The organism is Pseudomonas sp. Tof1, from assembly GCF_055390395.1.
Genome location: NZ_AP024344.1, coordinates 5836468 through 5862044 on the forward strand (window position 1 = coordinate 5836468; position 25577 = coordinate 5862044).

At 63.9% G+C, this 25577-nt stretch carries 20 protein-coding genes and 2 pseudogenes; 7 read left to right on the plus strand and 15 right to left on the minus strand.

Going from position 1 to position 25577, the window contains the following annotated elements:
• Positions 1-29: 29 nt before the first annotated feature.
• From ACZ5KU_RS26225 to ACZ5KU_RS26235, 3 genes are all read right to left on the minus strand, one after another.
• On the minus strand, positions 30-2480 hold the full coding sequence (locus ACZ5KU_RS26225) for a TonB-dependent siderophore receptor (RefSeq protein WP_464736462.1): 2451 nt from the start codon (positions 2478-2480) through the stop codon (positions 30-32).
• Between the two features lie 174 nt (positions 2481-2654).
• A complete protein-coding gene (locus ACZ5KU_RS26230) occupies positions 2655-3641 on the minus strand; it encodes a FecR family protein (RefSeq protein WP_054061718.1) in 987 nt (328 codons plus the stop codon).
• Positions 3638-4210 (minus strand): RNA polymerase sigma factor, encoded by a 573-nt coding sequence (locus ACZ5KU_RS26235; RefSeq protein WP_081006049.1) that lies wholly within the window; start codon positions 4208-4210, stop codon positions 3638-3640. Before ACZ5KU_RS26235 ends, ACZ5KU_RS26230 begins: the two co-directional genes overlap by 4 nt.
• Positions 4211-4386: 176 nt before the next feature.
• Here ACZ5KU_RS26235 and ACZ5KU_RS26240 point away from each other — a divergent pair, with 176 nt between their 5' ends.
• The gene (locus ACZ5KU_RS26240; RefSeq protein WP_464736463.1) at positions 4387-4545 is read left to right on the plus strand and encodes a hypothetical protein; all 159 of its coding nucleotides are present in this window, start codon (positions 4387-4389) and stop codon (positions 4543-4545) included.
• A gap of 3 nt (positions 4546-4548) precedes the next feature.
• Here the strand turns inward: ACZ5KU_RS26240 and ACZ5KU_RS26245 are convergent, their stop codons facing one another.
• Positions 4549-4962 carry an HPF/RaiA family ribosome-associated protein gene (locus tag ACZ5KU_RS26245; protein ID WP_054059996.1) on the minus strand — a complete coding sequence of 138 codons (414 nt, stop codon included), beginning with the start codon at positions 4960-4962 and terminating at the stop codon, positions 4549-4551.
• Between the two features lie 428 nt (positions 4963-5390).
• Between ACZ5KU_RS26245 and ACZ5KU_RS26250 the strand changes: the two genes are divergently transcribed.
• Positions 5391-5714, plus strand: a complete 324-nt coding sequence (locus tag ACZ5KU_RS26250) for a DUF3509 domain-containing protein (RefSeq protein ID WP_054059997.1) — start codon at positions 5391-5393, stop codon at positions 5712-5714.
• Here ACZ5KU_RS26250 and ACZ5KU_RS26255 read toward each other — a convergent pair.
• Both ACZ5KU_RS26255 and ACZ5KU_RS26260 read right to left on the minus strand, forming a co-directional pair.
• Positions 5711-6910, minus strand: coding sequence for a DUF1501 domain-containing protein (locus ACZ5KU_RS26255; protein ID WP_464736464.1), 1200 nt, complete (start codon positions 6908-6910; stop codon positions 5711-5713). The genes ACZ5KU_RS26250 and ACZ5KU_RS26255 overlap by 4 nt on opposite strands.
• An 8-nt stretch (positions 6911-6918) precedes the next feature.
• Entirely contained in the window at positions 6919-8454 is a 1536-nt protein-coding gene (locus ACZ5KU_RS26260; protein ID WP_464736465.1) for a DUF1800 domain-containing protein, read from the minus strand.
• 281 nt (positions 8455-8735) lie between these two features.
• On the opposite strand from ACZ5KU_RS26260, the gene ACZ5KU_RS26265 reads away from it, so the two are divergent.
• A complete protein-coding gene (locus ACZ5KU_RS26265; protein ID WP_054060366.1) occupies positions 8736-9080 on the plus strand; it encodes a YXWGXW repeat-containing protein in 345 nt (114 codons plus the stop codon).
• Between the two features lie 28 nt (positions 9081-9108).
• On the opposite strand, the gene ACZ5KU_RS26270 is transcribed toward ACZ5KU_RS26265, so the two are convergent.
• Positions 9109-9609, minus strand: a complete 501-nt coding sequence (locus tag ACZ5KU_RS26270) for a phosphate-starvation-inducible protein PsiE (RefSeq protein ID WP_054060365.1) — start codon at positions 9607-9609, stop codon at positions 9109-9111.
• 311 nt (positions 9610-9920) lie between these two features.
• Here ACZ5KU_RS26270 and ACZ5KU_RS26275 point away from each other — a divergent pair, with 311 nt between their 5' ends.
• The gene (locus ACZ5KU_RS26275) at positions 9921-10187 is read left to right on the plus strand and encodes a YebG family protein (protein WP_054060364.1); all 267 of its coding nucleotides are present in this window, start codon (positions 9921-9923) and stop codon (positions 10185-10187) included.
• 9 nt (positions 10188-10196) lie between these two features.
• Here the strand turns inward: ACZ5KU_RS26275 and ACZ5KU_RS26280 are convergent, their stop codons facing one another.
• Positions 10197-11216 carry a Leu/Phe/Val dehydrogenase gene (locus ACZ5KU_RS26280; RefSeq protein ID WP_054060363.1) on the minus strand — a complete coding sequence of 340 codons (1020 nt, stop codon included), beginning with the start codon at positions 11214-11216 and terminating at the stop codon, positions 10197-10199.
• Positions 11217-11399: 183 nt separating this feature from the next.
• Between ACZ5KU_RS26280 and ACZ5KU_RS26285 the strand changes: the two genes are divergently transcribed.
• Together ACZ5KU_RS26285 and ACZ5KU_RS26290 are read left to right on the plus strand one after the other, a co-directional pair.
• Positions 11400-12203 carry a SirB1 family protein gene (locus tag ACZ5KU_RS26285; RefSeq protein WP_054060362.1) on the plus strand — a complete coding sequence of 268 codons (804 nt, stop codon included), beginning with the start codon at positions 11400-11402 and terminating at the stop codon, positions 12201-12203.
• Between the two features lie 142 nt (positions 12204-12345).
• Positions 12346-13701 carry a Fic family protein gene (locus ACZ5KU_RS26290; protein WP_464737436.1) on the plus strand — a complete coding sequence of 452 codons (1356 nt, stop codon included), beginning with the start codon at positions 12346-12348 and terminating at the stop codon, positions 13699-13701.
• A gap of 44 nt (positions 13702-13745) precedes the next feature.
• Here ACZ5KU_RS26290 and maiA read toward each other — a convergent pair whose 3' ends face one another.
• Genes maiA through hmgA form a run of 3 tightly spaced genes read right to left on the minus strand, consistent with a single transcriptional unit; the run spans position 13746 to position 17003 of the window.
• The gene (gene maiA / locus ACZ5KU_RS26295; protein WP_054060360.1) at positions 13746-14384 is read right to left on the minus strand and encodes a maleylacetoacetate isomerase; all 639 of its coding nucleotides are present in this window, start codon (positions 14382-14384) and stop codon (positions 13746-13748) included.
• Between the two features lie 12 nt (positions 14385-14396).
• On the minus strand, positions 14397-15701 hold the full coding sequence (gene fahA, locus ACZ5KU_RS26300) for a fumarylacetoacetase (RefSeq protein ID WP_054060359.1): 1305 nt from the start codon (positions 15699-15701) through the stop codon (positions 14397-14399).
• A 3-nt stretch (positions 15702-15704) separates the two neighbouring features.
• Positions 15705-17003, minus strand: a complete 1299-nt coding sequence (gene hmgA, locus ACZ5KU_RS26305; RefSeq protein ID WP_054060358.1) for a homogentisate 1,2-dioxygenase — start codon at positions 17001-17003, stop codon at positions 15705-15707.
• A gap of 182 nt (positions 17004-17185) precedes the next feature.
• Here hmgA and ACZ5KU_RS26310 point away from each other — a divergent pair, with 182 nt between their 5' ends.
• Positions 17186-17980 carry an IclR family transcriptional regulator gene (locus ACZ5KU_RS26310; RefSeq protein ID WP_054060357.1) on the plus strand — a complete coding sequence of 265 codons (795 nt, stop codon included), beginning with the start codon at positions 17186-17188 and terminating at the stop codon, positions 17978-17980.
• 124 nt (positions 17981-18104) lie between these two features.
• Here ACZ5KU_RS26310 and ACZ5KU_RS26315 read toward each other — a convergent pair whose 3' ends face one another.
• From ACZ5KU_RS26315 to ACZ5KU_RS26330, 4 genes and pseudogenes are all read right to left on the minus strand, one after another.
• Positions 18105-20654 carry a LuxR C-terminal-related transcriptional regulator gene (locus ACZ5KU_RS26315; protein WP_464736466.1) on the minus strand — a complete coding sequence of 850 codons (2550 nt, stop codon included), beginning with the start codon at positions 20652-20654 and terminating at the stop codon, positions 18105-18107.
• Between the two features lie 275 nt (positions 20655-20929).
• Positions 20930-22296 (minus strand): annotated as a pseudogene (locus ACZ5KU_RS26320) (DUF1329 domain-containing protein).
• A 24-nt stretch (positions 22297-22320) separates the two neighbouring features.
• Positions 22321-24105, minus strand: a complete 1785-nt coding sequence (locus tag ACZ5KU_RS26325; RefSeq protein WP_273825806.1) for a DUF1302 domain-containing protein — start codon at positions 24103-24105, stop codon at positions 22321-22323.
• 538 nt (positions 24106-24643) lie between these two features.
• Positions 24644-25554: pseudogene (locus ACZ5KU_RS26330) on the minus strand (SDR family oxidoreductase).
• Positions 25555-25577: the final 23 nt, after the last annotated feature.

Below are 25577 nucleotides of genomic sequence, written 5' to 3' on the forward strand. Positions count from 1 at the left end.
GATACCCGGCAGGCGAACCGTATACCTGCTCAGAACTCCAGGGTGCTGGACAGCGAGACCTGCCGCGAATCCCCCATGGAGACGAAGACCCGGCTGGCCGCCGAGGTGTAGTAGGTCTTGTCGAACAGGTTCTTCACGTTGAGCTGGAACTTGACCTTCTGCCCTTCGACCTTGGTGTCATAGGTCGCGAAGGCATCGGCCACGGTGTAGCCCGGCAGTTCGAAGGTGTTGGCCGCATCACCGGCACGCTCGCCGACATAACGGGCCCCGGCGCCGACGCGCAGCTGGTCGCCACCGATGATCGTGCCGAAGTCGTACACCGCCGACAACGAGCCGCTGTTCTTCGCCACGTTCTGCAGGTCGTTGCCCTGGAAGTTGGCATCCCGGGTGACCTGGGCATCGGTGTAGGCATAGCTCCCGATCACGCTCCAGCGGTCGCTCAACTGGCCGCTGACATCCATTTCCAGGCCACGGGAACGCACTTCCCCGGCCACGCTGTAGACGTTGGTCGCGCCTTCGGCGACGGTGACCAGCACGTTGCGCTTGTGGATATCGAACAGTGCCGCGGTGGCGGTCACCCGGCCCGGCATGTCGAGCTTGGCGCCCAGTTCCCAGGACTTGGACTCTTCCGGATCGATCGAGCCGTCGAGAACCAGGCGCTGGGTGCCGGTGGTGAACAGCGGGGCAATGGTCGAGTTGGGCTTGAACGACTCGGTGTAACTGCCATAGAACGACAGCTCGTCGGTGTAGCGGTAGACCAGGCCGTAACGTGGCGAGAACTTCTGCCCGTTGGTATTGGTGTTGACCTGGAACGACTGGCCCTTGCCGGCATATTCGTCGAAGGTCTCGAAACGCCCGCCAGCGACCAGGATCCACTGGTCATCGAGGTGGATCGAGTCCTGCAGGAACACGGCATCGCTGCGCAGCAGATCGGTCTGGGCACTGTCCTTGGCGCTGACGGTGGTTCCCTCCACTTCACGCCCATACACCGGATTGAGGTAGTTGAACGCGCGGCGCTGGTTCTGGCGGATCAGCTCGGCCCGGTAGACCTTGCGGTACTCGTCATCCACGCCGAACACCAGGTCATGCTGCAGGCCGACGAGTTGTACCTTGCCTTCGAGGCTGGCGGTGGTGAAGCGGTCGGTGGTCAGTGCGCCCTGGGTGCCGTCCATGCTGCGGGTCAGGGTGCCGTTGGCATTCACCGAAGTGGTACGCACCTGACTGGCGTCATAGGTCTCGCGGTTCCAGCTGTAGCCGAAGTGGGCTTTCCAGTTGTCGTTCAGGTCGTGGTCGACCTCGAAGTGGTAGAGATCGGAACGGCCTTCCATGTCGTTGAACGGCTCGTCCAGGCGGCGGTCGGCCGGAATATTCAGCGGATGGTTGGTCTTCGGGTCGATGGCGGTGCCACGGTCGAACGGGGTCAGGAACTCGCGGTGTTCATAGGCGAACAGGACTTTGGTGTTGTCGCCGAACCAGGCCAGGGACGGTGCGATCAGGGTCTCGCGGTGGGTGCCGAAGTTGCGCCAGTAATCCTCGTCTTCATGATCGACGATCATCCGGTAGGCCAGGTTGCTGTCGCCGATCGCCCCGGTGCTGTCGAGGCTGCCGCCACTGCCGTTCTTGCCCGAGCCATAGGTCGAGCCGCGGATCGTCACCGCATTGTACTGCTCCAGTTGAGGCTTCTTGCTGACCAGGTTGACCACCCCGCCCGGGTCCTGGATGCCGTAGAGCAGCGACGCCGGACCCTTGAGCACTTCGACCCGCTCGGTGGTGGCGTTCAGGGCACGGCCCTGCACCACCGGCATGCTGTCGCGCATGATCGAGCCATTACGATTGTCGCCGAAACCACGGATCATCACCGCGTCCTGGGTGCTGCCGAGGGTGTTGGCCTGGGTGATGCCGCTGATGTTCCTCAACGCATCGTCCAGATTGCGCGGCGTCTGGTCGCGGATGACCTGGGCCGGGACGATGTTGATGGTCTGCGGGATCTCCTGCAGCGAGGCGCTGGAGCGGGCAATCGAGGTGACCTGCGGCGGCTGGTAGCTGGTGCCGCCCCCATCGTTCGGGCGGTTGCCGTTGATGGTGGTGGCGCCGAGGTTCAGCGCACCTTCGGTCGGCAGCGGCTCCAGGGCCAGGGTGTGTTCGTCGGTACGACGGAAGGTGAAACCGGAGTTGCCGAGCAGGCGCTGCATGGCCTGCTCGGCACTCAACTGACCGCTGACCGCCGGGGCCTGCAGGTTGTAGGGCGCCTCATCGGTGTAGACCACGCTCAGGCCGGTGACCCGGCTGAAATCGTTCAGGGCCTGGGGCAGCGGCTTGGCGGCGATGGAAAAGTTGAAGACTGCACTTTGCTGCGTGCTCGCTTCAACCGCCCGGACCACGCTCGACGGCAACAGGGCCAGCCCTGAAACCGCCAGCGCCGAAGCGCCGAGCCACTGTTTGACCGAATTGCCTGCCACCGATTTTGCCTTGGACTTCATGCTGGAGACCCGTGTATAGATAAGCCGTTGATGCGAATGCATCGCACTTTCACCCACTACACGAATGACGTCCGGGTTTACCTCACCTCCTTTTTGAAAATATTTTCAGGGCTCGCAGGGTGATGGCTTGATTATCCGGAGCCGCGGCTGATGCTCAGGTCCAGGCCAGGACACTCAGCGCAACACGATGACCCGCCCCAGCAGACTGTGCTGTTCGAACCCCAGCACGCCCTGCAGCGAATCCAGCACCGCCTGCGGGTCCCGATTGGGGAAACTGCCGCTGATCCGCCGCGCCGCCAGGGCGTCGTTGAACAGCAGGATGCGCCCCGGGTAGTAGCGTCGCAGGTCGTCCACCACCTCGGCCAGCGGCGCCTTCGAGTAGTTCAGCCAGCCCTGGCGCCAGGCCAGTTGCAGATCGCTGTCCACCGTCTGCAGCGGTTGCGCCGCGCCGTCGGCATAGGCCTGCTGCTGGTTGGCGGTCAGCACCTGTTGCGCCGCGCCCTGAGCGGGCGTAACCCCGACCCGCCCGGACAGCACGGTGACCCGCGCGCCCTCGCCCTGCAGGCGGACCTCGAACTGAGTCCCCAGTACCCGCACCTCGCCGCCCCTGGCCTCGACCACGAACGGCTCGCCGGTGTGGCTGACACTGAAGAACGCCGAACCACGACGCAGCCGAACATGCCGCTCGCCGCCGCGCAAATCCACGGCGATGGCACTGTCGGTGTCCAGGGTCACCTCGGAGCGATCGGCCAGGGTCACCGTACGCACCTGCCCCGGCGCCGACACATAATCCGCGCCCAGATCGTCGAGCCAGCGCTGCGGCTGCCAACCGGCGCCGATGGCGATCATCAACAACAGGCAGGCGGCCATTGCCAACGGCCCGGACCAGCGGCGCAAGACGCTACGACGCGGACGGTCCATTTCCCTGAGCAACCCCTGCAGGGCGAAGGCCTCTTCCTGCGCCAGGCGGCTGGCCGGCACCTCACTCAGTTCCCAGAGCACCTGGGCCTGGGCATAGGCCTCGGCATGGGCCGGATCAGCCTGTAACCAACGGCTGAACATCGCCTGCTCGGCGCTGCCGGGCTGGTCGTGCAAGCGGCTCAACCAGACCAGCGCGGCCTGTTCCTGAGCGGGCGTCACCTGGACGCTGGAGCGGTTCATTTCGAGGCATTCCCTGGCGTGCGCGGTATCTGGGGATCACGAAGGCTGGCCTTGCAGGCTTCGAGGGCGCGCATCATATGTTTTTCCACGGCACTTTGGGACAACCCCATGGCCCGGGCGATCTCGGCGTACTTGCGCCCATGGATGCGGTTCAGCAGGAAAATCTGCCGCGTGCGCTCCGGCAGCGCCCGCAACGCCGCTTCGACATGCCGCAGGTCATTGCCGGCTTCCAAGGCCGCCTCGGGCTCGTGGCTCTCGGTGGGCTGCTCGGGCAACCAGCCTTCATTGACTCGCACCCGGGCCCCCTCGCTGCGCAGATGATCGATGGCAATGTTGCCGGCACAGCGCAGCAGGTAGGTGCTCAACTCCTCCACCTGCACCAGCGGCCGGCGCCAGAAGCGCAGGAACAGGTCCTGCACCAGGTCGGCCGCCGTCGCCCGACAGCCGACGCGGCGGCTGACCAGGGCTTCCATCTGCGAACGCTGGGAGAGGAATACCCGCAGGAAATGCGCGCGCCCGGCACTGCTTTCCAGGTCATTGCCTTGTGGCGATTCGGGTGGCGTCAGCATCAGGTTCAAGCCAGCACTCGCGCAGCCGCCGGGCGGGACACCAGGCCCTGCGGCGCCGCGTTCACCTGCGAATAGGCAAGCAGACCATAGGAAACCGACAGCCCATCAGCGCTGCTATTCATGGACCAACCTGGGAAAAGAGGAAGAAGCGAGAGACGACAACGGGGAAGTCTCCGATGAGTCGCGACAAATGGTCAGGCAATACTAATGATAAATATTCTCATACGCAAAGGTACCAAACGAATATTTCATTGATCATCGACGACACCGCGATGGGGATTACGCCAGGCAAAAAAAAGGGGCCTGCAAATGCAGGCCCTTTTCTTCAGCGCTGACGGTCAGCCATTGGCGGCCAGGCGTACGCGCTCTTTCTCTTCGAACTCCTCTTCCAGAAGGGCATCACCCAGGTCGCGGCGCTCGCCCCTGACGATGGTGGCGCGCTTGGCCGCCAGTTTGCCGAACAGGTGTTCCAGTGCATGCTCCAGTTTGCTGGACGCGCCGTCGATCGCCTGTTCCAGCGTATCGGCCTTATGGGTGACGGAAATCGGTTGGCGGCCTTTTGGCCGGGCTTCGATCTGGCAACGAATATCGTGGGGGCCGGGCTTGTCGCCGTTCTCATCCCCGAGGTGGACTTCGACCCGGGTCAGGTCGTCTTCGTAGCGTTCGAGCGTGCTCTCAACGGTCGTACGGACCCACTCCTCCAGTCGTTTGCTGCTTTGAATATGGTTATCACTATTGACTTGGATTTGCATAGTTCTTCCCTTATTTCAGCTAGCTCGCAAGAGGTTCGCCGCACCGCTGGAGGCAGTGCGAAACATAGCCTCTTGTCTACAGAGTTGGGCAGCTGGAAAAACAATTCAAGCCCTTTGAAAAGATAAATATTTTTCGACAAAAAAAGCCGGACAAGCCGCAAAAGCACTGGTATGGTCGGGAATTGGGTCAGGCCTTAGCATCTGAAATTTCCCGACACAACGTCAGCTGAAAATCCCCACCGAATCGACCTCCCCGCTCATGGCGAACGCCCCGCCCGCGATCCGGCACAGGGCTTGCTTTGTCATTCTCCAGTTCGACGGTTCCGGCATGAAGCCAGGACCACGGATGGCCAGTGGTCCGGAATAACGAACCAATCCGGTTTCCACGTAGTCAATGCCTGCATGTTCCGATCAGAACGGTGAAAACCATGGACAATCCCTTCCAGTTGATCAACGACGCCTTCCAGCCCGAGTACCGGGTCAACCTGAGCCTGCAGGGCCTGGATGGCAGCATCCTGCTGACTCTGTCCAATGCCGACGGCGTGGTCGCCAAGCGGATGATCAGCCCGGCGCAACGCAACGACCCGCAGCGCCTGAAACGCCTGATACAGAGCGTGCAGTTCGGCATCGCCATCGAGCAGGGCCACAGCGCCCTGGAGATTCTCACGGCCATGACCGATGACGACAATCTCAAGCTGCTGGCCCGCCCTGCCAGGCTTCCCCGGCCGGAGCTCGGCTACCTGGCGATCTAGACCAATTGCAGCCCATTGGGGCGCGCGCCGGGGAAAACGACCTGCAACTGCGCAGCGGACATTCCCCAGGTCCGCCCCAGCAGCCCACCCAGCAGGTCACGGTAGTTGTTGAGCACCGGATAGTCGCGGTTCTGCAGCAGGCCGGCCGCGTTCACCGCCACCTGCTCACCGGCGATCCGCCCGCCCCGCAAGCTGCCGCCCAGCACCCAATACACCGTGCCGTGCCCGTGGTCGGTGCCGCGGTTGCCGTTCTCGCGAAAGGTTCGGCCAAACTCCGAAACCACCACCACCGTGGTGTCTTTCCACTGCTCGCCCATGGCCTCGGCAAACGCGGCCAGGCCCTGGCCGAGGTTGGCCAGGTTGTTCGACAGTTGCCCCTGGACGCCCCCCTGATTGACATGGGTATCCCAGCCGCCGACATCGACGAAACCCAGGCGGTACTGATCGCGCAACAGGGTGGCGATGCGCCGGGTTTCGGCGGCGAAGTTGCGGGCCGTCGGTGCGCCGCGCCCGGCCTTCTGCATTTCCTCCTGCAACTCTCGGGAAACCTGCTGGCGCAGTTCCAGGCCGTCGGCGACCGACGCCGCCAGCGGCGTGCCCTGGTACATCGAGGCGAGAATGTTCGACTGGCGCTCATCGAACACCGGGCTGGACAGCCCACGCAGCGACAGGTTGGGGATATCCCGGCCGCCCTGGAAGCTCGCCGGCAGGGCGTCGGTGAAGGCGATCGGCGCGCTGCCGGGGACGGCGCCCGCCAGGCGGGCGAGGAAGCCCGACCGGTAATGGGCCTGCTGCCCGGCCGGCTGCCCGGCCTCGATATTGTCCTGGGTCTCGAAATGGCTGCGGGACAGGTCGTCGGTCCCGGCGAACGGCACAAAGGCGATCTGCTTGCGCTGCCACAGCGGATAGATCGAATCCCGCAGCACCGGGTTCAGGCCCCAGTGGCCATCCAGGGCGATGGCGCTGTCGGCGTTGTGGGCATCCGGGCGGGCAATCGCCAGACTCGGACGCGACTCGTAGTAGAAGTCGCTGGCGTAGGGCACCAGCAGGTTGTTGCAATCGTAGCCACCGCGCAGGAACACCAGCAGAAAACGCGGGGCCGACGCGGGGGCGGCGAACAGCCGGGTGGAAAACGACAGGCCCGGCAGCGTCACCGCGCCTGCCGCACAGGCCAGCAGAAAGTCTCGACGATTCATCAGGGCACCTAGCGATGGTTGAAGTCGGGGGAGGACAGCAGAAAGGTGTTCCACTCCTGCGGCGACCGGGCCTGATTCAGCGCCCCAAGGGTGGCCGCCGACAGATGCGGCTCAATGGCGTCGTAGTACAGCGGCGTGGTGATCAGCGGGAATCCGGCACCGATGCTCTGGCTGCCCTCGGGCGTGAACAGCCGATTGCTGCCCGCGCCAATGGCCCGGGCGATTTCAAAGCGCTTTGACATCTGCCCGGAACTGGCCCAGCCGGCCGCATCGAGCGGCCAGCCATCGGGCGTCAGACGGCCGAACAACGGCTCGCCCAGCTGGTTCAGCCAGTTGAGCAGCGGACGCGGGTTGGCGATCGGTTTGCCGTCGTAGGCCAGGCGTACGGCCGAGACCAGGAACTGCATCGGATCCTTGAATTTCCTGCCGGCGCTGTGCTGCAGCTCCGGCGACTCGAACAGCGTGCCCATGACCTGGGCGATATCGCCGTCGGTGCGCTGAAAGGTGGCGCTCATGCGATCGACCAGGGCCTGCGGTGGCTGATCGGCGACGAAGTATTCGGCCAGCTTGCGCGAGATGAAGCGGGCACAGGCCGGCTGCCGGGTGATCAACTCCACCGCGCGGGTGATCTCGTCGAAGCCGCTGCCGGCTATCGGCTGGCCCAGCAGCACCTTGTCGCTGAAGTCATGCCGGTTGGGGTTGAACTGGAACAGGCCGTCGCGCACCACCAGCGGCGCGACCCGCGGGCCGAACTTCTGCACCCGGCCATCCAGCGGCAGCACCCCGGCACCGGTGAGGATCAGCGCCAGTTGCTGGACATCCTGCTGGGTATAGCCGGAGCCGACACCCAGGGTGTGCAGCTCCATCAGTTCACGGGCGTAGTTCTCGTTGACCTTGCCCCGGGCGTTCTGCGCATTGTCCAGGTATTCCAGCATGGCCGGGCTCTTGAGCGTCGCCAATACCAGATCCTTGAACTTGCCCAGCGCGTGGGGGCGGATCACCCGTTCCTCGTAGTCGGCCACCATCAGCCGCACCAAGCCCTTGCCGGCGAAGACGCTGAAGTGGTTGAGCCAGAACCACACCAGCTGTTCCTGGAGCGGGTTGCTGCCGTAGACCGCCCGCAGCAGGACGATCTGCCGGGCCTGGTCGGCGGCGTCGTTGGCCTGTCGCTGCAAGGACTTCTTCGCCTCGGCCTGGGGATCGCCCGTGGGCATCGCCTTGACCTGCTCCTGGGCCTGCCGGAAGGCCAGCAGGGTCGCCTGCAACGGGGTCGCCAGGATCGGATAGGCCTGCAACTGGGCCTCGATGGCGGGCGGCAACGAATCGTGGAGACGATCGTTCAGTTGCGCCTGCAACAGCCCGGTACGGCCCATGGCCCGGAAGCGGGCGACATTGGCTGCATCCAGGTCGAAACCGTCACGCCGCAGCCAGGCCGCATCAGCCGGGCTCAGGGGCGCGGCCGCCGCCATGGCGGCCACGGGGCAGAAAAGAGAGACGAGCAGCCAGCAGCACAGAGGTCGAAAAACAGCACGGGCAAGCGACATGCGGGAGATTTCCTTGCAGGGAAAATATTGTCCACGACAGGACCAGTGTCCATCCGCCTGCCTGTATGAAACCTGACGGCCCCTCACTCATCGGGCCGCCTGAGGCGCCTGACCACGCCCCTTTCATCCCACCCGACAAACGGCAGCCGACACGGAACAAAGCGCCTTCGGGTTCAGCCAACGGACAGACACACACTGTTACAACCTATTCAACGGCCGAACCTGAAAATTCCGTCGTTCACTACAGACACGCCATGCCAGGAAGAGTCCGAGGAGGTCTGATGTTTTTTCGTTATGCCGTGTTGGCCATCGCTGTGGTCGCCGCAGCGGGCTGTGTGCAGGAACGGGTGGTACGTGAACGCCCGGTGATCGTCGAGCGTCCTGCGCCGGTCAGGTACGTCGAGGTGGTGGCGCCACAACCGCCACCGCAGGAAGTCATCGAAGTCGAGCCGGCCTACCGTCCGGGCTTCATCTGGGCCCGCGGCTACTGGCATTGGGATGGTCGCCGCTATGTGGCGGTGCACGGCCACTGGGAGCCGGTGCGACCCGGCTACCGCTACGTGCACCCGCACTGGGAGCAGCGTGGGGATGGCTGGCACCTGCGGGCCGGGATGTGGATCAACTGACCCACGGGAGCGTTCCTGGAAGGCGGGCTCAGAGCTCGCCTTTTTCCACTTCAGGATGTTCGGCCGAACCCTCGCCGACCTTGCGCTGCGGGTGCTCGATCTTCACCGAGGGGAACTGCGACGAGGCGTAACGCACCACCAGGATCGCGAACGCCAGCAGCAGGATCGCCCCGGACACGTAGACCACGCCCATGTCCGGTGGGTTGTGGTGCGACACATTGGAGATCAGCAGGCGGGTCAGCGCGGTGATCGCCACGTAGATCAGGAAGCGCACCGGCATGTGGTTGGTCTTGAAGTAGATCCCGACCATCGCGCCCAGCTCGAGGTAGATGAACAACAGGAGGATGTCATCGATCTTGATGTGCCCCTCCTCGATCATCAGCAGGAACTCCATCACGGCCGCCCAGGCCGTGACCCCACCGATGGCGAACAGTGCCAGGTAATGGAAGGACTCGACGAACAGATTGCCCAGGGACTCGGCCACCTGATGCACGTTTTGCCGCAGTTTCTCGGCCCAATTGATTTTCACGGTGCACGTCCTTAGATCGGCTCGATCGGATGATGCGGGTTGAAGGTGACTGTTTCACTGCACGTAAAAGCCATGCAGAAAAAAGGCCAGGGGCTGGAGTGAGATGGTGACCGCGGCCTTCGAGGCACGTGCCCCCGGCCTATGACGGCGGCTTTGCCCGCGACCGGAAGCCGCACCCCCTGACAAAACCCGAAACAGGTCTACATTAAAAAGCCACTATCCAAACCTCGAGGATTCGCATATCCTCTCAACTGTATATAAATACAGTAATCGCACAAGACAACCTATCGAGAAGGCATGTGAGGTGGTAAATGGCCGTCGAAGTGGTATACCGCAGCAGCCGAGATCTGGAGCGTTTGTTCATGGATAAAGCCGAAGCTGACCGTCATGACAAGATGCTCGAACTGGCCGAATTGCTGGCTGAAGTCCTGCAGAAGGCCGTGCCTTCGCTGAACGAGCAACAGGTGGAAGAAGTCGGCATCTACATGGCGAAGAACCGCGATGTATTCGCCAAGGCCTTCAAGAGCCAGCCGGACGCCCTGTCCGAACTGCTCTCGGCCCCGGCAGACGCCGAGTAACCCGGGACCTCAGCGGTACAGCAGGCGTTCCGCCAGCTCGTCCGCGACCCGCGCTGGCGAGCGTTTTTCCGCCTGGGCATGGGCAAAGACCTCGGTCAGCCGCGCACCGATTCGTGACAGGTGCGCGGTGATGTCCGACAGCTCCCCCCCGTGGTGCCTGAGCGCCACATAGATCAACCCTCCGGAGTTGATCACGTAATCCGGCGCATAGAGGATCCCGCGCTTTTCCAACTGGTCGGCGACGCTCAGGTTGGTCAATTGCGTGTTGGCGGAACCGGCGACAGCCGCACAACGCAACTGCATCACGCTCTGGCTGGTCAGGACGTTGCCCAGGCCGCAAGGCGCGAAGATATCGCAGGGTGTGCTGATCAACGCCTCGGTCGCGACCGGGTGGGCGCCCAACTGCTCCATCGCCAACTGCACCTTGCCCGGGTCGTTGTCACTGACCAGCAACTCCGCCCCCACCGCGTGCAGTTGTTCGGCCAGGGCATAACCGACATTGCCCAGCCCCTGGACCGCCACGCGCAGGCCTTCGAGATTGTCGCTGCCCAGGCGCGCCATGGCCGTGGCACGGATGCCGGCGAATACCCCCAGGGCCGCGTAAGGCGAAGGGTCGCCCGCGCTGGTGGTGCTGGTGACATGCCGGGTGTACTGGGCGATGCAATCCATGTCGGCCGTTGAAGTGCCGCTGTCAATCGCCGTGATGTAGCGGCCATCGAGCTGTTCGATACAGCGGCCGAAGGCCTCGAACAGCGCGGCCCGGCTCTCGACATGGGCAGGCCGGACGATCACCGCCTTGCCACCGCCCACCGGGAGGCCGGCGAGAGCCGCCTTGTAGCTCATGCCCTGGGCCAGGCGGATGGCGTCGGTCATGGCGGATTCGTCGTCAGGGTAGGCCAGGTAACGACAACCACCCAGGGCAGGCCCCAGGCGACGGTTATGGATGGCGATCACCGCCTTCAACCCGGTCACCGGGTCGACGCTGAGGTGCAGCGATTCAAGGCGAGTGCTTTGCATGAGAGCAAACATCGAATAGCCCCCCTGATCACTTCTTGTACACAGCGAGTATAGGCCTGCCCGCAAAGAATGCCGAAGTACCGGGGAATAAGCCGGCCAGCATTGCAGGCTTTATGACATAACCCGCCGGGGTGCCCAAACCACTGGACGAAACCCCGCCGCAGCGCTAAAACAGAGCATCTGCCGGAGATTTCGATGAACCCCCGCCAAGCTTTTTTTGCCTGTCTGGAGCGTACGCCGCCCGCGGTGTTCGAAGCGGCGTTGTGGATCGCCGCCGAGCATGATTCCAAGGTGCAGCCCGAAAGCCTGCTGCGCGATTTCAAGGATCTGCAACAGCGGGTCAGCGCGGGGCTGCCACTGCTGCCGGTCAGCGAGCTGGCGCAACCGCTGCTGCGGCGCATGAACGAGCTGGGTTTCCAGCAGGACGAGTTCACCCCGCTACGCCCCCATGCCGCCCTGCTCGACAAGGTCCTGCAACGTCGTCGCGGACAACCGCTGGTGCTGGCACTGATTGCCCTGGAGCTGGCGCGAGGCCTGGAGATTCCGCTGGTGGGGGTCAACTTTCCCGGGCACTTCCTGCTGCGGGTACCGGGCGCGGACCACCTGCTCGATCCCTGCGGCGGCCGCCGTCTCTACCCCAACGATTGCCGTGAGTTGCTCAGCCGCCAGTACGGCCCGACCCTGCTCCTGAGTGCCGAACACATGCAGACGGCGTCACCGGTGGACATGCTCCAGCGCCTGTCGCGCAACCTGCGGCAACTGCACCTGGCCAACGATGACTTCCTCGCCGGCCTGCGCGATGCCGAACGGGTCCTGGAACTGGGCCAGGGCAACGCCAGCGACTACCTGGCCCGTGCCAGCCTGTACCAGAAACTCGACTGTCCGCGGGCCGAACGCTATGACCTGGAACGCGCCCTGCTGCTCAGCGACGACCCGATCCAGCGCCTGCGCCTGACCGAACGCCTTGGGCGCATGCCGCCCGATACCGTCGTGCATTAGCAGGACACCGGGTACGGATCAATCGCGGTCATCGAGCATTCGCGGACAACCATCAGATTCAGCATTTCATTTTTTGGCTTTATTGAAATGCACTCCTCTCATCGCTATGCTCATTTCAAATGAGAGTTTTCTTGAAATGAATCTGATCAAGGCTCCACCACCGACTCTTCTCAGTCCCTATGCAACCATCATCGAAAAGCATATGGGGATGCTCGAGGTGTATCTGGAACTCGCACAGGCAGTCGATGCCAGGGGGCGCTACCGGCATTTCGACGAACTGCGTTATCGCTGGCCCAAGGCGGTGGACCCGCAACTGGCCTGGGCTGTCGTCAAGGTAGAACGCAAGAAACAACAAAGGGCCGTGCTCTCGCTAGGCGATCCGTTACTTCCTTGCCCCCTGTTCTATACACCAGCGATGCATATCGCCATTTCCGCCTGTGACCAGCACACGACTAATGCTGCCCTGGAATGGATGTGTTCGAAAATTGGCGAGGAAAAACACCTGCAATACCTGCTCAAGGATCTGGTTGAAGACGAAGCGATCAGCAGCAGCCAGCTGGAAGGTGCAGCCACCACCACAAGGGCGGCCAAGGAACTGTTGAAGCGGGCTCGGGGCCCGAGAACACCTGATGAAAAAATGATCATCGGCAACTTCAAGATGATGAAACTGGCTTGGGAATGCAGGGACCGTGAACTCTCGCTGGAACTGATCACCGAGCTGCATCAGGTGGGGGTCGAAGGCATCGACGACCAACACTATCACCCCGGTGCCCTGAGGGATGACGACAGTATCGTCATCGAGGATGGCAGGGGCGATGTGGTCCACCAACCGCCTCCCGCAGAAAATCTCGTCGCACGCCTTCGTCAGATCTGCGAATGGATCAATACCAGCCATTCGGACATGAGCAACCTCAGCTACATCCACCCGCTCATGAAGGCGATCATTCTTCACTTCGCGATAGGGTTCGAGCACCCGTTCCATGATGGTAACGGCCGCGTCGCCCGCTCGCTGTTCTACTGGTATCTGTTCAAAAGGGGGTTTGGCGCGTTCCGTTACATCGCCATCAGCACCTTGCTGAAATCGGCGCCCATACAATATGGAAAGAGCTACCTGTACACGGAAACGGATGACATGGACCTGACTTACTTCGTTGACTATCAGTGCCGTGTCATCACCCGTGCCATAGGAGAGTTCAAGAAAACTTACGACGCCACTGTCGAGTCGATGAACCGATTCAGTACATTCCTGTACGAATCCGGCCTCTACGCGAAGCTTTCGGAAAAACAGCGGGTCGTGTTCAATGTCGCAAAATCCGGTGTGGCGCAACAATTCACCGTCACTGGCGTGAAAGACAATCTCGGTTGCGCCTACAACACGGCGGCGGCGGTATTGAACGGTCTCGTCGAGCTGAATCTGTTCAGGAAGCGCAAGGTGGGCAATGAATGGATCTATGAAATGATCGAGGCGACAGCCATCCAGAAAAACTGGAAGGCATGAAGCAGGCCCCGATCAGGAACATCGAGGCCCACTCATGGCGTTCCTCAGGCCGGAGTATCCGGCTGATTGGCCGGGTGAGCCTGGATGAACGCCGGATGCTGCTGTGCCAGCGCCGCGACCCGGCGGATACGCGGATAGGCCTCCAGCGGCACCTTGAAGCGCTCGGCTGCGTACAGTTGCGCAATCAGGTAGACGTCCGCCAATCCCGGCTCATTGCCAAAGCAGTAGCCTGTCTCGCCAATCAACTGCTCGACGGCGGCCAGCCCCTGGGTGATCCAGTGCCCGATCCACTCCTGAACTTTCTGCTCATCATGCCCCCACTGGCGCAGCAGGTTGAGCACGCTGACGTTGTGCAGCGGATGGATGTCGCAGCCGATCAACGCCGCCACCGCCCGCTCCTGGGCCCGGGTCGCCAGGTCGCGGGATAACAGCGGCACCTGTGGATAACGCTCCTCCAGAAACTCGATGATCGCCGACGACTGGGTCAGCAGGTGCCCGGCATCGGTGCGCAATGCCGGCACCCGCCCCTGCGGGTTGAGTGCCAGGTACGCCGGCTGGCGGTGTTCACCGCCCCCCGGCGCGATCAGGTTGACCGGTTGCGCGTGATAGTCCAGGCCCTTGAGCGCCAGGGCGATCCGCACCCGGTAGGACGAGGTCGAGCGGTAGTACGTGTAAAGCTCCATGGCTCGCTCCTCTCAACGCGCCGGCAGGATCCTGCCACGGCATTCGCCGAAGCCGATCGACGCAAAGCCTTCGCGGTGGCAGCGAGCACGCAGGATGATTTCGTCGCCATCCTCGAGGAACCGGCGCACTTCGCCCGACGGCAGCTCCACCACTTTCTTGCCGCCCTCGGTGATTTCCAGCAGGCTGCCGAACTGGCCGGCCTCGGGGCCGGACAGGGTGCCGGAGCCGAACAGGTCGCCGGGCTGCAACTGGCAGCCGTTGACACTGTGATGCGCAACCATCTGCGCCACGGTCCAGTACATGTGCAGGGTGTTGCTCAAGGCCAGGCGCAAGGGTGGCAACTGCTGCTCGCGCATCGCCTCGGTTTGCAGCAGCACTTCCAACTCGATATCGAGGGCACCGGTTTCCTGGTCCCGCGGGTCGAGCAGGTACGGCAGCGGCTGCGGATCACCCTCGGGACGCGCCGGCTGGGCCTTGCGAAACGGCTCCAGGGCCTCGGCGGTGACGACCCAGGGCGAGATGCTGGTGACGAAACTCTTGGACAGGAACGGCCCCAGCGGCTGGTACTCCCAGGCCTGCACGTCACGCGCCGACCAGTCGTTGAGCAGACAGAAGCCGGCAATATGCTCCGCGGCGTCGGCGATGGCGATCGAGTCGCCCATGGCATTGCCCTGGCCGATCCAGATCCCCAGCTCCAGCTCGTAGTCCAGCCGGGCGCAAGGTCCGAACACCGGTTCGCTCTGCCCGGCAGGAAGGGTCTGACCCTTGGGCCGACGTACCTCGGTACCGGATGGACGTACGGTCGAGGCCCGGCCGTGGTAGCCGATCGGCACATGCTTGTAGTTGGGCAGCAGCGGGTTGTCGGGGCGGAACAGCTTGCCGACATTCTGCGCGTGCTGGATACCGACGTAGAAATCGGTGTAATCGCCGATCTTCGCCGGCACGTGCATGACACAGTCCGCCGCCAGCGGCAGCAGCTTCGCCCCTTCGGCTTCGATCCGGCCCCGCAGGCTGCTGTTTTCCCCGAGCAGTTCCAGCAGGCGCTGGCGCAGGGCCTGGCGGGCACTGCGGCCGAGTTCGAAGAAGGCGTTCAGTTGACCGCCACGGGTGGCTTCGACCGCGGCCTTGGCCGCACCGTCGAACAGGCCGGCTTCCAGCGCCGCCTGCAGGTCGAAGATATGCTCGCCGATCGCCACGCCGCTGCGTGGGGCCGAGCCCTTATGGCTGAAGATGCCCAGTGGCAGGTTCTGCAACGGGAAGTCGGCATGCCCGTTGGCGGATGCGACCCAGCTGCGCGCAAGGTTGGGTTGAGTCATGGGTTATCTCCGATCCGGGGTGAAGGTGTTGGGCAGGCTTGCCCAGCAGGCGTCGTAATTGTTCTGCAACTGTGGGCAGTCGAGGGCGAAGCGGCTCGGACGCAGTACCTGGCTGGTCTCGAACATGAAGGCCATGGTGTTGTCGATCTTGCTCGGCGCCAGCTCGGCGGCGATCGCCTTGCTGCAGGTCTCGCCGTCCGGCCCATGGGCGCTCATGCAACTGTGCAGGGACGCGCCGCCGGGCAGGAAACCTTCGGCCTTGGCATCGTAGGCGCCCTGGATCAGCCCCATGAATTCGTTCATCAGGTTGCGGTGGAACCACGGCGGACGGAAGGTGTTCTCCGCCACCATCCAGCGCGGCGGGAAGATCACGAAGTCGAGGTTGGCCATGCCCGGCACGCTGGTCGGCGAGGTCAGCACGGTGAAGATCGACGGGTCCGGGTGATCGAAGCTGACCGTGCCGATGGTGTTGAAGCGCCGCAGGTCGTATTTGTACGGCACGTTGTTGCCATGCCAGGCGACCACGTTCAGTGGCGAATGATCCAGCTCGCAGCCCCACAGCTCGCCGAGGAATTTCTGCACCAGGGTGGTCGGCTGCCGGCGGTCCTCGTAATGGGCCACGGGCGCGAGGAAATCGCGTGGGTTGGCCAGGCCGTTGCTGCCGATGGGTCCCAGGTCCGGCAGGCGCAACGGCGCGCCGTGGTTCTCGGCGACATAACCACGAGCCGTTGCATCGAGCAGTTCGATGCGGAATTTCAGGCCACGGGGCAGCACGGCGATTTCCAGCGGTTCGAGTTCCAGCACCCCCAGCTCGGTGGCGATGCGCAGGCGCCCCTGTTCGGGTACCAGCAGCAGTTCGCCGTCGGCGTTGAAGAACACCCGCTCCATCGAGCGGTTGGCGCGATAGCCGTAGACGCTGATGCCGGCCGGTTTATCCGCTGCCGAGTTGGCGACCATGCTCACCAGGCCATCGATGAAATCCGTGGGTTGCTCCGGAATCGGCAACGGGTTCCAGCGCAGGCGATTGGGCGTGACCTCGCCCAGAGGGCCGCCGGCCAGCTGTCGCTCCAGCTTGGCGAACGCCGGATGGTTGGCCGAGGGCTGTATGCGATACAGCCAGGTGCGCCGGGCTTCGCTGCGGGCCATGGTGAACGCGGTGCCGGACAGCAGCTCGGTGTAGAGCCCGTAAGGGGCTTTCTGCGGCGAGTTCTGGCCGACCGGCAGCGCGCCGGGCAGCGCCTCGCTGCTGAATTCGTTACCGAAGCCGGACTGGTAGGCCAGCGTCGTGGAGTCGAGGTTCATGGAGCCTCCTGGTGGAGTGGACCCGTGCCGGCTCCCCCAATCACGGACAGGCAGCAAGGTCGGTTGTTTTTATTGGATCGAAATTTATGAATTGCGTAATTCGATTATGCAAAACGTAATTTGATTGCCTGTGCTCGTCAAGCTATAAAGACGCCCATTCGTCCCGGGATCACATCGCCTCCATGGAAAAGCCGCGCAGCAGCGACAGCAACGCCAAACAGAAAGTCCGCTCGGCCGAGGTCGGCACCGATATCCTCAAGGCCCTCGCCGAGCTGTCGCCCAGCACCTCGCTGTCGCGCCTGGCCGAGCATGTGCAGATGCCGGCGAGCAAGGTGCACCGCTACCTGCAGGCGCTGATCGCCAGCGGTTTCGCCGAACAGAACGTCGCCACCAATCACTATGGCCTCGGTCGCGAGGCGTTGCGGGTCGGTCTCGCGGCGCTGAACGGCATGGATGTGCTGCAGGTGGCGGCGATGCCCCTGGCGGAGCTGCGCGATGACCTGAATGAAAGCTGCTTCCTGGCGGTCTGGGGCAATCACGGGGCGACCGTGGTGCATATCGAGCCGGCGGTGCGTGCGGTGACCGTGGTCACGCAGTTGGGCTCGGTGTTGCCGCTGCTCAGTTCATCCACCGGCCTGGTGTTCAACGCCTTCCTGCCGGATCGCGAGACCGTCGACCTGCGCGAGGCCGAGCTCAAGGCCGGCCACCCGCATCCCCTGGCCGATGCCGCCACCTACGCCGCGACCTGCGAACAGATCCGCCAGCGTGGGCTGCACTTCGTCCATGGCCTGCTGATGCCGGGGGTCGATGCGTTGTCGGCACCGGTGTTCAATGCCCTGGGCCAGGTGGTGGCGGTGCTGACGGTGGTGGGCCCGACGTCGCTGTTCCATGCCGATGAAAACGGCCCGGCGGCCAAGCGCCTGCTGGCGGCCAGCGAGGCGATCAGTTGGCGGATGGGCTACCAGAAAAGCCCGTGACTGTGGGAGCCGGATTTATCCGCGAATAGGCCCTTGGGACTGCCAAAGGCTTCGCGGATACATCCGGCTCCCACAGGCTAGCGCTTGCGCAGCTGAGCCCAACGCCCACGACATCAGCCTTGTCCTAGCCCATCAGGCCCAGCGCCTTGGCCTTGGCCACCGCCTGGGTGCGGCGCTCGACACCGAGCTTGCTGTGGATCCTGCGGGCATGGGTCTTCACCGTGTGCAGCGAGATGAACAACTGGTCGGCAATCTGCAGGTTGGAACTGCCCTGGGCGATCAGCCTGAGCACTTCCAGTTCGCGCTGGCTCAACGGGTTGTCGCCGCTGGCCACCAGTTCCTCCTCGACCCCCAGCGCCGCCAGCAGGCCCGGTTGACGCAGGCGCAGTTCGCGCAGCGCCTGTTGCAGATTGCAGCGACCGACCAGTGCCAGGCCCTCGCCGAGATGAGTCCGGGCCAGGCTTACCTGCCCCTGCAGGAACGCCACCTCCGCCAGGGCCAGGCGAATCTCCGTCTCGATGCCCTGCATGCCCCGGTGCTGGGCCTGCTCCAGTTGCCGGGCCAGCGACTCCAGCGCCGCACAAGGCTTGTGCTGGTAGACCTGGGCCAGCACCAGCAGATACTCGAGCCGTGGAATCAGCTCCAGGGTGGCCGGCGGCGCCTGTACCGCGTTCGGCCCGCGATAGTGGCGCAGCACCCGGGTCAGCGCTTCATCCGCCAGTTCGGGACGTCCCTGCTGTAACCAGAAATGGCTGCTGATCATCAGCAGCACCGCCCGGTATACCGTGTCGGGAATATGCCGCTGCTGCATCAGCCGCTCGGCATCGCGCAAGCGTACGAAGGCCTGGGGATAATTACCCTGGTTGGCGTCCAGCAACGCCAGCCCGAGAAAGCCGTAGAGCCCCCGTTTATCGTGGCAACGCAGGCATTCATCGAGCCCGGTCCGGAAGTATTCGGCGGCCTGCTGGTCATGGCCCTGGCGCAGGGCCAGACGCCCCTGGCGCAGGGCCACACGCCCGCGCAACGGACCGGTCACGTAATGCTTGGCCAGCAGCAGCGCCTGGATGTTCTCCAACAGCGCCTCGCTGCGCTGCAAGGCCCCGCGCTGCTCCAGCAATTGCGCGTGGTCGAGTTCCAGCAACGCCTCGAACAGCAGCGAGCCTTGCGCCCGGGCCAGGCACAGGGCCTCCCGGCTCAAGGCATGGGCCTGCTCCAGTTCACCATTGAGCAGGGCCTGCTGGGTCAAGCCCGACAGGCAGAACAGCCGCGCCGGCCAGGCCGCCGGCGGCAGGTCCTGGAGTGCGTCGAGAAAATGCTCGCGGGCCGCTGCCGCCCGTCCCTGCAGGTGCAACAGCCAACCCTGCTGCGCCTGCCAACGCGCAACCAACTGCCGTTGGGCCGCCGCCGACGGTTGTGGAGCGAAGCGGGCCATCTGCTCGATGCTCCGCGCCGCCTCGTCGAAACGTCCGGCGAACAGCAGCGCGGTGGTGATCAGGCCAAGCAGATGCGGGGTACCGAACAACAGCTCGTCCGGGCGCTGCTCGTGCAGGCGCAACAGCAACGGGACGTTCTGGCCCTCGAACAGGTAGTCGAAACTGAAGTTGTGCAGCAGGCTCGCCGCGACTTCCAGCTCTTCGGCCGCCAGGGCCTGCTCCACCGCCGCCTGCCAGTCACCCCGGGCGCTGAACCACTGGCAGGCCCGCCGATGCCAGGAGCGTGCGGCCGGCCACGGCTCGTCACGCAGCAGCAGGGTCAGCGGGGCGAATATCCGCAGCCATTCGCCGGATTCCTCCCAGGGTTCGACGAAGCACCCCAGCTCCTGCAGGGTGCGCATCCACTGGGCCCCCTCGCCCACACCGAACAGGTGCTCGCACAGGTCGGCGTTGAACCGCGGCAAATGGGCCAGTACCCGCCAGGCCTCGGCCAGTTCGGGCGCCAGCACGTCGAACAGTTCGTGTTGCAGGTAATCGAGCAGGGTCGCCGAGCGCCGCGAACCGGCATCCGGGTCGTTGGCGATCCAGGCCGGCGCCTCCAGCAACGCCACCCGCACGCCGGCACACCAGCCGCCGGTGTACTGGCTGATCCGCTCGATGCACTGGGGGGACACCTGGCTCGTCGGGTTGACCACCAGGCGTTCGATCTCGCTGCGCTCGAAAGCCAGTTGCGCGGCCCCGACCTCATGGAGTTCGCCTTCCAGCAACAGTCGTGGCCAGTTGCAGTGGGGCCGGCGCCGTCCACCCAGCCACCAGCTCAACATCGGGCTGCTGACCGCCAGCAGGCGGTCGAGCAACTGATCCAGTGCCGGGTCGGGCAGGCGGCAATAGTCGTCGAGGAAAATCCAGGTCGGTGTGCTCCAGCGGGCCAGCCGGGCCAATAGGCTCGACTCGTCACATGGGCCGTCCAGGCCCAGGGCTTCGGCCAGGGCGCTGCAGAAGGCCTCGGTCGCCAGGTTCGCCCCGGCCAGAGGCAGCCAGCACACCCCGCACTCGGCGGGCGCCTGCAGCAGGCATTCGGCAAGCAGCGCGCTCTTGCCGCTGCCGGCGGGGGCGCAAAGCAGACGGACCCGGGCCTGGGACTCGATCAGGGGAATACTCAGGCGTGGGCGCGACAGATGACGGGAGGACAGGCGAGGCAGGAACCCGGGACGATCCAGACGCGGGGTCATGGCGGTCATGGCGGCAGCCTTTCTTGGTTTTATCCGCTTACCCTATTCCTGTTCGGGCACCGGCATGAACAAGTATTCAGGAGGCTGATCGGACCTCATAAAAAAGCTTCAGGAGAGAAAGGTTGTGGGAGCCGGCCTCAGTGGGAGCAGGATTTATCCGCGAACCCAACCACGCGTTTATCCAGGATAAGTGCGTGATCGTTCTTCGCGGGTACATCCAGCTCCCACCGGCACGTGTGCTCCCATGGACTCCACAGCGGCCACGAGTTCCGTGGCGACTGTTATCAGCGCACGCCGCTGGCCCGCAGCGCCGCCGGGGTGTAGTCCGCGGCCTTGCCGACGAAGCCGAACTGGAAGCTGTGCTTCTCTTCGTTCTTCATGCCCAGGGCGATGTAGCGACCGGCAATCAGGTCATACAGGGTTTCGACGGTGTAGGCCGGCACCTGGTGATCGTAGTAGAACTGCGCATGCCCTTCGGCCACCCGCCACAGCTGGCCACGACCGTCGTAGTGGTCCACCAGCGCGACCTGCCAGCTGTCCTCGTCGATGTACATGTGACGCTTGGCGTAGATGTGCCGCTCGCTCGGCTTGACCGTGCCCTCGATTTCCCAGACCCGATGCAGCTCGTAGCGGGTCAGGTCCTGGTTGATATGCCCGGCCTTGATCACATCGGTGTACTTGAGGCTGGGCGAGTCCAGCTTGTAACTGTTGTAGGGAATGTACATCTCCTTCTTGCCGATCAGTTTCCAGTCGTAACGATCCGGCGCGCCGGAGAACATGTCGAAGTTGTCCGAGGTACGCAGGCCATCGGCGGCGGTACCCGGCCCGTCATAGGCGACCTGCGGGCCCGGCGCACACGGCGTTGGCCGGCGTTGTAGACCCAGGCCAGGCGCGGCTCCTTCACCTGGTCGAGGGTTTCGTGCACCAGCAGCACGTTACCCGCCAGACGCGCCGGCGCGGTGACTTCCTGCTTGAAGAAGGTCAGCACGTTGGCACCCTTGTCCGGCGCCAGATCAGGAATCTCAGAGGGCACCGCAGCCTCTTCCTCGAAAGTGATCGGGGTGAAGGAACCGTCGGTCTGCGGCGTCGCCTGGGTGATGGTGCGGCGCAGGTTGCCACCGTGGTAGCGGGTGATGTGGTTCCACAGGACCTCCACGCCGTTCTTCGGAATCGGGAAGGCGTAGTAGCGGTTGCCGGTGAAGTTGGCCAGGCCGTTGCCGTCGTTGATCGCGGTGACGTTGAGGGCACTGCGCTTGGCCGACTCGAGCACCGCCGGTGGCAGGGCCACGGTGCGATGACTGGGGTAGACCGGAATCTTGTAGGTCTGTGGATAACGCTTGAACATCGCCAACTGGCCATCGGAGAGTTTGGCCTTGTACTGCTCGGCGTTGGCCGCCGTGATCACGAACAGCGGTTTTTCATTGGCGAACGGATCGGCGAGGAAGCCCTTGCTGTCCACCGCGCCAGCGTTTTTCGGAATGCCGCCGGTGTAGGCCGGAATCGAACCATCGGCGTTGCCGGCCTTTTCCGCGCCGATCGGGGTCAGGGTGGTGCCCAGCTTGGCCGCTTCCTCCGGGGAAACCGCCGCCATCACGTTGGCCGCCAGCAGGCTCAGGGCCAGGGCGCCGCATTGCAGAATCATCTTGCGCATGAAGTAGTCCTTATTCAGCCTTGATCAGAAGTTCGCGCCGACGCTGAGCGCCAGGAAATCGCGGTCAATCAGGGTGTTGTAGCGGCCACCGAAAAAGTCGGTGTAGCTCAGGCTCGCGGTGTAGGTGTTGCGGTAGTCGGCATCCACGCCGATGCTGACCGCCTTGGCGCCCTCGTTGAACAGGCCGTTGGGGCCGTAGCCCTTGACGTCGTGGGACCAGGACAGATTGGGCTTGAGGTTGATCCCGGCAATCACGTTGCTGTAGTCGAGGATCGCCCGGGCACGGTAGCCCCAGGAAGTGGCGGTGACGTAACCGCCGGTATCACCCTGGAAGCCGTAGGCGCCATAGACCGAGTCACGCCCGTAGCGCAGCTTGTCCTTGGACTCCAGGCCGCCGACGTAGGTGATCCCGGCCTCGCCCACCAGGGTCAGGCGATCGGCGCCCAGCACCTGGTCGAAGAACTGCGTGAGGGTGGTTTGCGCCTGGGTGATTTCCTTGCGGCGATAGCCGGTGTTGTCGGAGCCGGCCGTGGTGCGGATCGGCGAGGCGGCACCACCGGCAATCGGGTTGACCAGGGCCAGGGTCAGGTCGGTGGTGTTGAGTTGCACCGGCGCATTGGGCCGGTAGCTGATCTCGCCGCTCCAGGCGGTGCCGGTGGGCAAGGTGGTGGAGAAACTTGCGCCGTAGAGACGGATATCCTCCGGGTACTCCAGGTAGTACTGGCCGCGCCCCAGCATGATGCTCTGGGCCAGGCCGGTGCGGAAGGCGGCAGGCACCAGCGGCAGAATGCTGCCCAGGGAGTTGATGGTGGCCTGGCCCGCCGTGGTGGTACCGACGGTCGGGGTCCGGCTGTGGTAATTCATGAAATAGAGGCCGTACTCGGTGTCATTGCCCAGCCAGCGCAGGGCTACGCCGAACTGGCCGCCATCACGGGCTTCACGATCCTTGCTGCGTTGCACCACCACGCCTTCGGAGGTGACCTCGAAGCCCTGGCCAAAGGCCGCGGCTACCGGCTGCAGCGGCGCGATGGCCGGGCTGCCGACGGTGTAGTTGTTGTTGCAACCATGGGCCACCACGTCGTTGCCGAAGAAGGTGCCGCAGTTATCGACAACCGTGTTCTGCCAGTTCAGTTGGTAGAAGCCCTCGACGGTCAGCGAATCGGTCAGGCTCTGGGAGGCGAAGAACATGTTGACCGGAATCAGCCCCTCCTTGATTTCGGCGCCGGGCCGGCGGAAGGCCGAAACGTCGATGGGGTTGATGCTGTTGATCGAGTTGCCGATGAAGGTGCTTTCGCCCCAGCTGACCACCTGCTTGCCCAGGCGCACGGTGCCCGGCAGATCGGCAATCGAATAGTTGTGGTAGACGAAGGCATCGAGCAGTTCGATGCCGGAAGAGCGGGCGCCCTCGTCGCGATGATGGTCGCTGATGTCCTTGAACTCACGGTCGTCGTCCGCCAGTTCGAAGTCGTACCAGTACTTGCCACGGACGAATACACCGGTATCGCCGTACTTCAGTTCCAGATCGTGGATGCCCTTGAAGATCTTCGAGAAGGTCTCGCCCTTCTTGAAATTCAGCCGTCCGTCATCACCGGTGGACGCCTGGCCGGTACCGCCGTTGGAGACCCCGACCAGCGACTTGTCGGCATCGCGCATCCCCCAGCTCGCACCGACCGACAGGGACGAGTCGAACTTGCCCTCGATCTCCCCGATATTGAACGAAACCGCATTGGCCTGGGCGCTCGCCCCCAGAGCCACGGCTACCGCCAGCGCCTGCGGCGTGAAGATGGCGCGCATTGTTGTTTTTGTCATGCGTCTTCCCCGGTGAGTGACAGAAGGCTTCACCCTACCCAGCGCCAGCGGGAGCGATAAGCGCACCAAGGAGGTATTTTCGTTGTACCTCCAAAGGATGAATGGCCGCACCGGCGCGGGCTTGCAGGGGACCATCGAAGGGCTGGATGGCACGCCATAGGGGGAATGGATGAGGCTCGCCGACACAAGGTGCGACCTCGGCACAGTCATTCGCGACTGTTACGCCCGCTGCAACAGTGATTGTCATGAAGCGCACTGTTTCAGGGCGCGACAATTCCCTATCCTGGCCTGGCTTTCAGGGGAATCGCTCGGAGGGTCAAAGCTTCGGGAGAGGTTCGGGCATCGAGTCATCGACTCTGCACTGAAGGCGGTTGCGGCCAGTGCGGCCGCCCCGGTTTCGACATCGGCTCGCCGGCGAACCGATGGTCACCTGCTTCACTGACGTTGATTTATCGCTCCTTGATCAAACGTCTTTCCTTGGCCGCTGTGATTACAGCGGCCTTTTTTATGGCCGGCGTTCGCTCACCGGCGACGCCTGTCAGCCGCTGTATTTTTGCAGGTTCGCCATCATCTGTTGCAGGGACTCGGGGTATCCGCGGGGTGCACGGCATTGTCGAAGTCGCAGATCTTCTGCCAGTTGGCCGCGACCTCGTCCACGCCGAAACCGTTGTGCGGATCGAAACCGACGCCCAGGCTGCGCTCCCAGCGGGTCTTGCCGATCCAGCCGCCACCGACCTCGAACAGGCCGGCGGTTTCCTCGCACTGCTCGCTGCCGAGGAACACCACCAGCGGGCTGATCAGTTCCGGCTTGAGCAGTTCGAACACCTGCGGCGGAATCAGCCCCTCGGTCATGCGGGTACCGCCGGTGGGCGCGATGGCATTGACCAGGATGTTGTTCTTGCGCCCCTCGATCGCCAGGGTGCGGGTCAGGCCATACAGCCCGAGTTTGGCCATGCCATAGTTGGACTGGCCGAAGTTGCCGTAGATGCCGGAGGTGGAGGCCGTGAAGATCACCCGGCCGTAGTTCTGCTCGCGCAGATGCGGCCAGGCGGCGCGGGTGACCTTGTAGGCACCCTCGACATGCACCCGGTAGACCAGGTCCCAGTCGGCGTCCTCCATCTTGAGGAAGGTCTTGTCGCGCAGGATGCCGGCGTTGTTCACCACCACGTCGACCCGACCGAAGGCATCCAGGGCGTTCTGCACGATCTTGTCGCCGTCGGTTACCGAATCGTGATTGGCCACGGCGGTGCCGCCAGCCTCGCGGATTTCCGCTACTACCCGGTCCGCTGCCGAGGCGCTGGCGCCCTCGCCGTGAGTCGAGCCACCCAGATCGTTGACCACCACCCGCGCACCGTGGCGGGCGAACAGCAACGCGTGGGCCCGCCCCAGGCCACCGCCGGCACCGGTGACGATCACCACTTTATCTTCGAAGCGCACAGACTCACTCATGACAGCTCTCCAGCCAGGGGCAA

Coding starts and splice junctions, on each gene's coding strand:
- ACZ5KU_RS26225 (WP_464736462.1), bottom strand. CDS start 2,480: ATGAAGTCCAAGGCAAAATCGGTGGCAGGCAATTCGGTCAAACAGTGG.
- ACZ5KU_RS26230 (WP_054061718.1), bottom strand. CDS start 3,641: ATGAACCGCTCCAGCGTCCAGGTGACGCCCGCTCAGGAACAGGCCGCG.
- ACZ5KU_RS26235 (WP_081006049.1), bottom strand. CDS start 4,210: ATGCTGACGCCACCCGAATCGCCACAAGGCAATGACCTGGAAAGCAGT.
- ACZ5KU_RS26240 (WP_464736463.1), top strand. CDS start 4,387: ATGAGTCGCGACAAATGGTCAGGCAATACTAATGATAAATATTCTCAT.
- ACZ5KU_RS26245 (WP_054059996.1), bottom strand. CDS start 4,962: ATGCAAATCCAAGTCAATAGTGATAACCATATTCAAAGCAGCAAACGA.
- ACZ5KU_RS26250 (WP_054059997.1), top strand. CDS start 5,391: ATGGACAATCCCTTCCAGTTGATCAACGACGCCTTCCAGCCCGAGTAC.
- ACZ5KU_RS26255 (WP_464736464.1), bottom strand. CDS start 6,910: ATGAATCGTCGAGACTTTCTGCTGGCCTGTGCGGCAGGCGCGGTGACG.
- ACZ5KU_RS26260 (WP_464736465.1), bottom strand. CDS start 8,454: ATGTCGCTTGCCCGTGCTGTTTTTCGACCTCTGTGCTGCTGGCTGCTC.
- ACZ5KU_RS26265 (WP_054060366.1), top strand. CDS start 8,736: ATGTTTTTTCGTTATGCCGTGTTGGCCATCGCTGTGGTCGCCGCAGCG.
- ACZ5KU_RS26275 (WP_054060364.1), top strand. CDS start 9,921: ATGGCCGTCGAAGTGGTATACCGCAGCAGCCGAGATCTGGAGCGTTTG.
- ACZ5KU_RS26280 (WP_054060363.1), bottom strand. CDS start 11,216: ATGTTTGCTCTCATGCAAAGCACTCGCCTTGAATCGCTGCACCTCAGC.
- ACZ5KU_RS26285 (WP_054060362.1), top strand. CDS start 11,400: ATGAACCCCCGCCAAGCTTTTTTTGCCTGTCTGGAGCGTACGCCGCCC.
- maiA (WP_054060360.1), bottom strand. CDS start 14,384: ATGGAGCTTTACACGTACTACCGCTCGACCTCGTCCTACCGGGTGCGG.
- fahA (WP_054060359.1), bottom strand. CDS start 15,701: ATGACTCAACCCAACCTTGCGCGCAGCTGGGTCGCATCCGCCAACGGG.
- hmgA (WP_054060358.1), bottom strand. CDS start 17,003: ATGAACCTCGACTCCACGACGCTGGCCTACCAGTCCGGCTTCGGTAAC.
- ACZ5KU_RS26310 (WP_054060357.1), top strand. CDS start 17,186: ATGGAAAAGCCGCGCAGCAGCGACAGCAACGCCAAACAGAAAGTCCGC.
- ACZ5KU_RS26315 (WP_464736466.1), bottom strand. CDS start 20,654: ATGACCGCCATGACCCCGCGTCTGGATCGTCCCGGGTTCCTGCCTCGC.
- ACZ5KU_RS26325 (WP_273825806.1), bottom strand. CDS start 24,105: ATGACAAAAACAACAATGCGCGCCATCTTCACGCCGCAGGCGCTGGCG.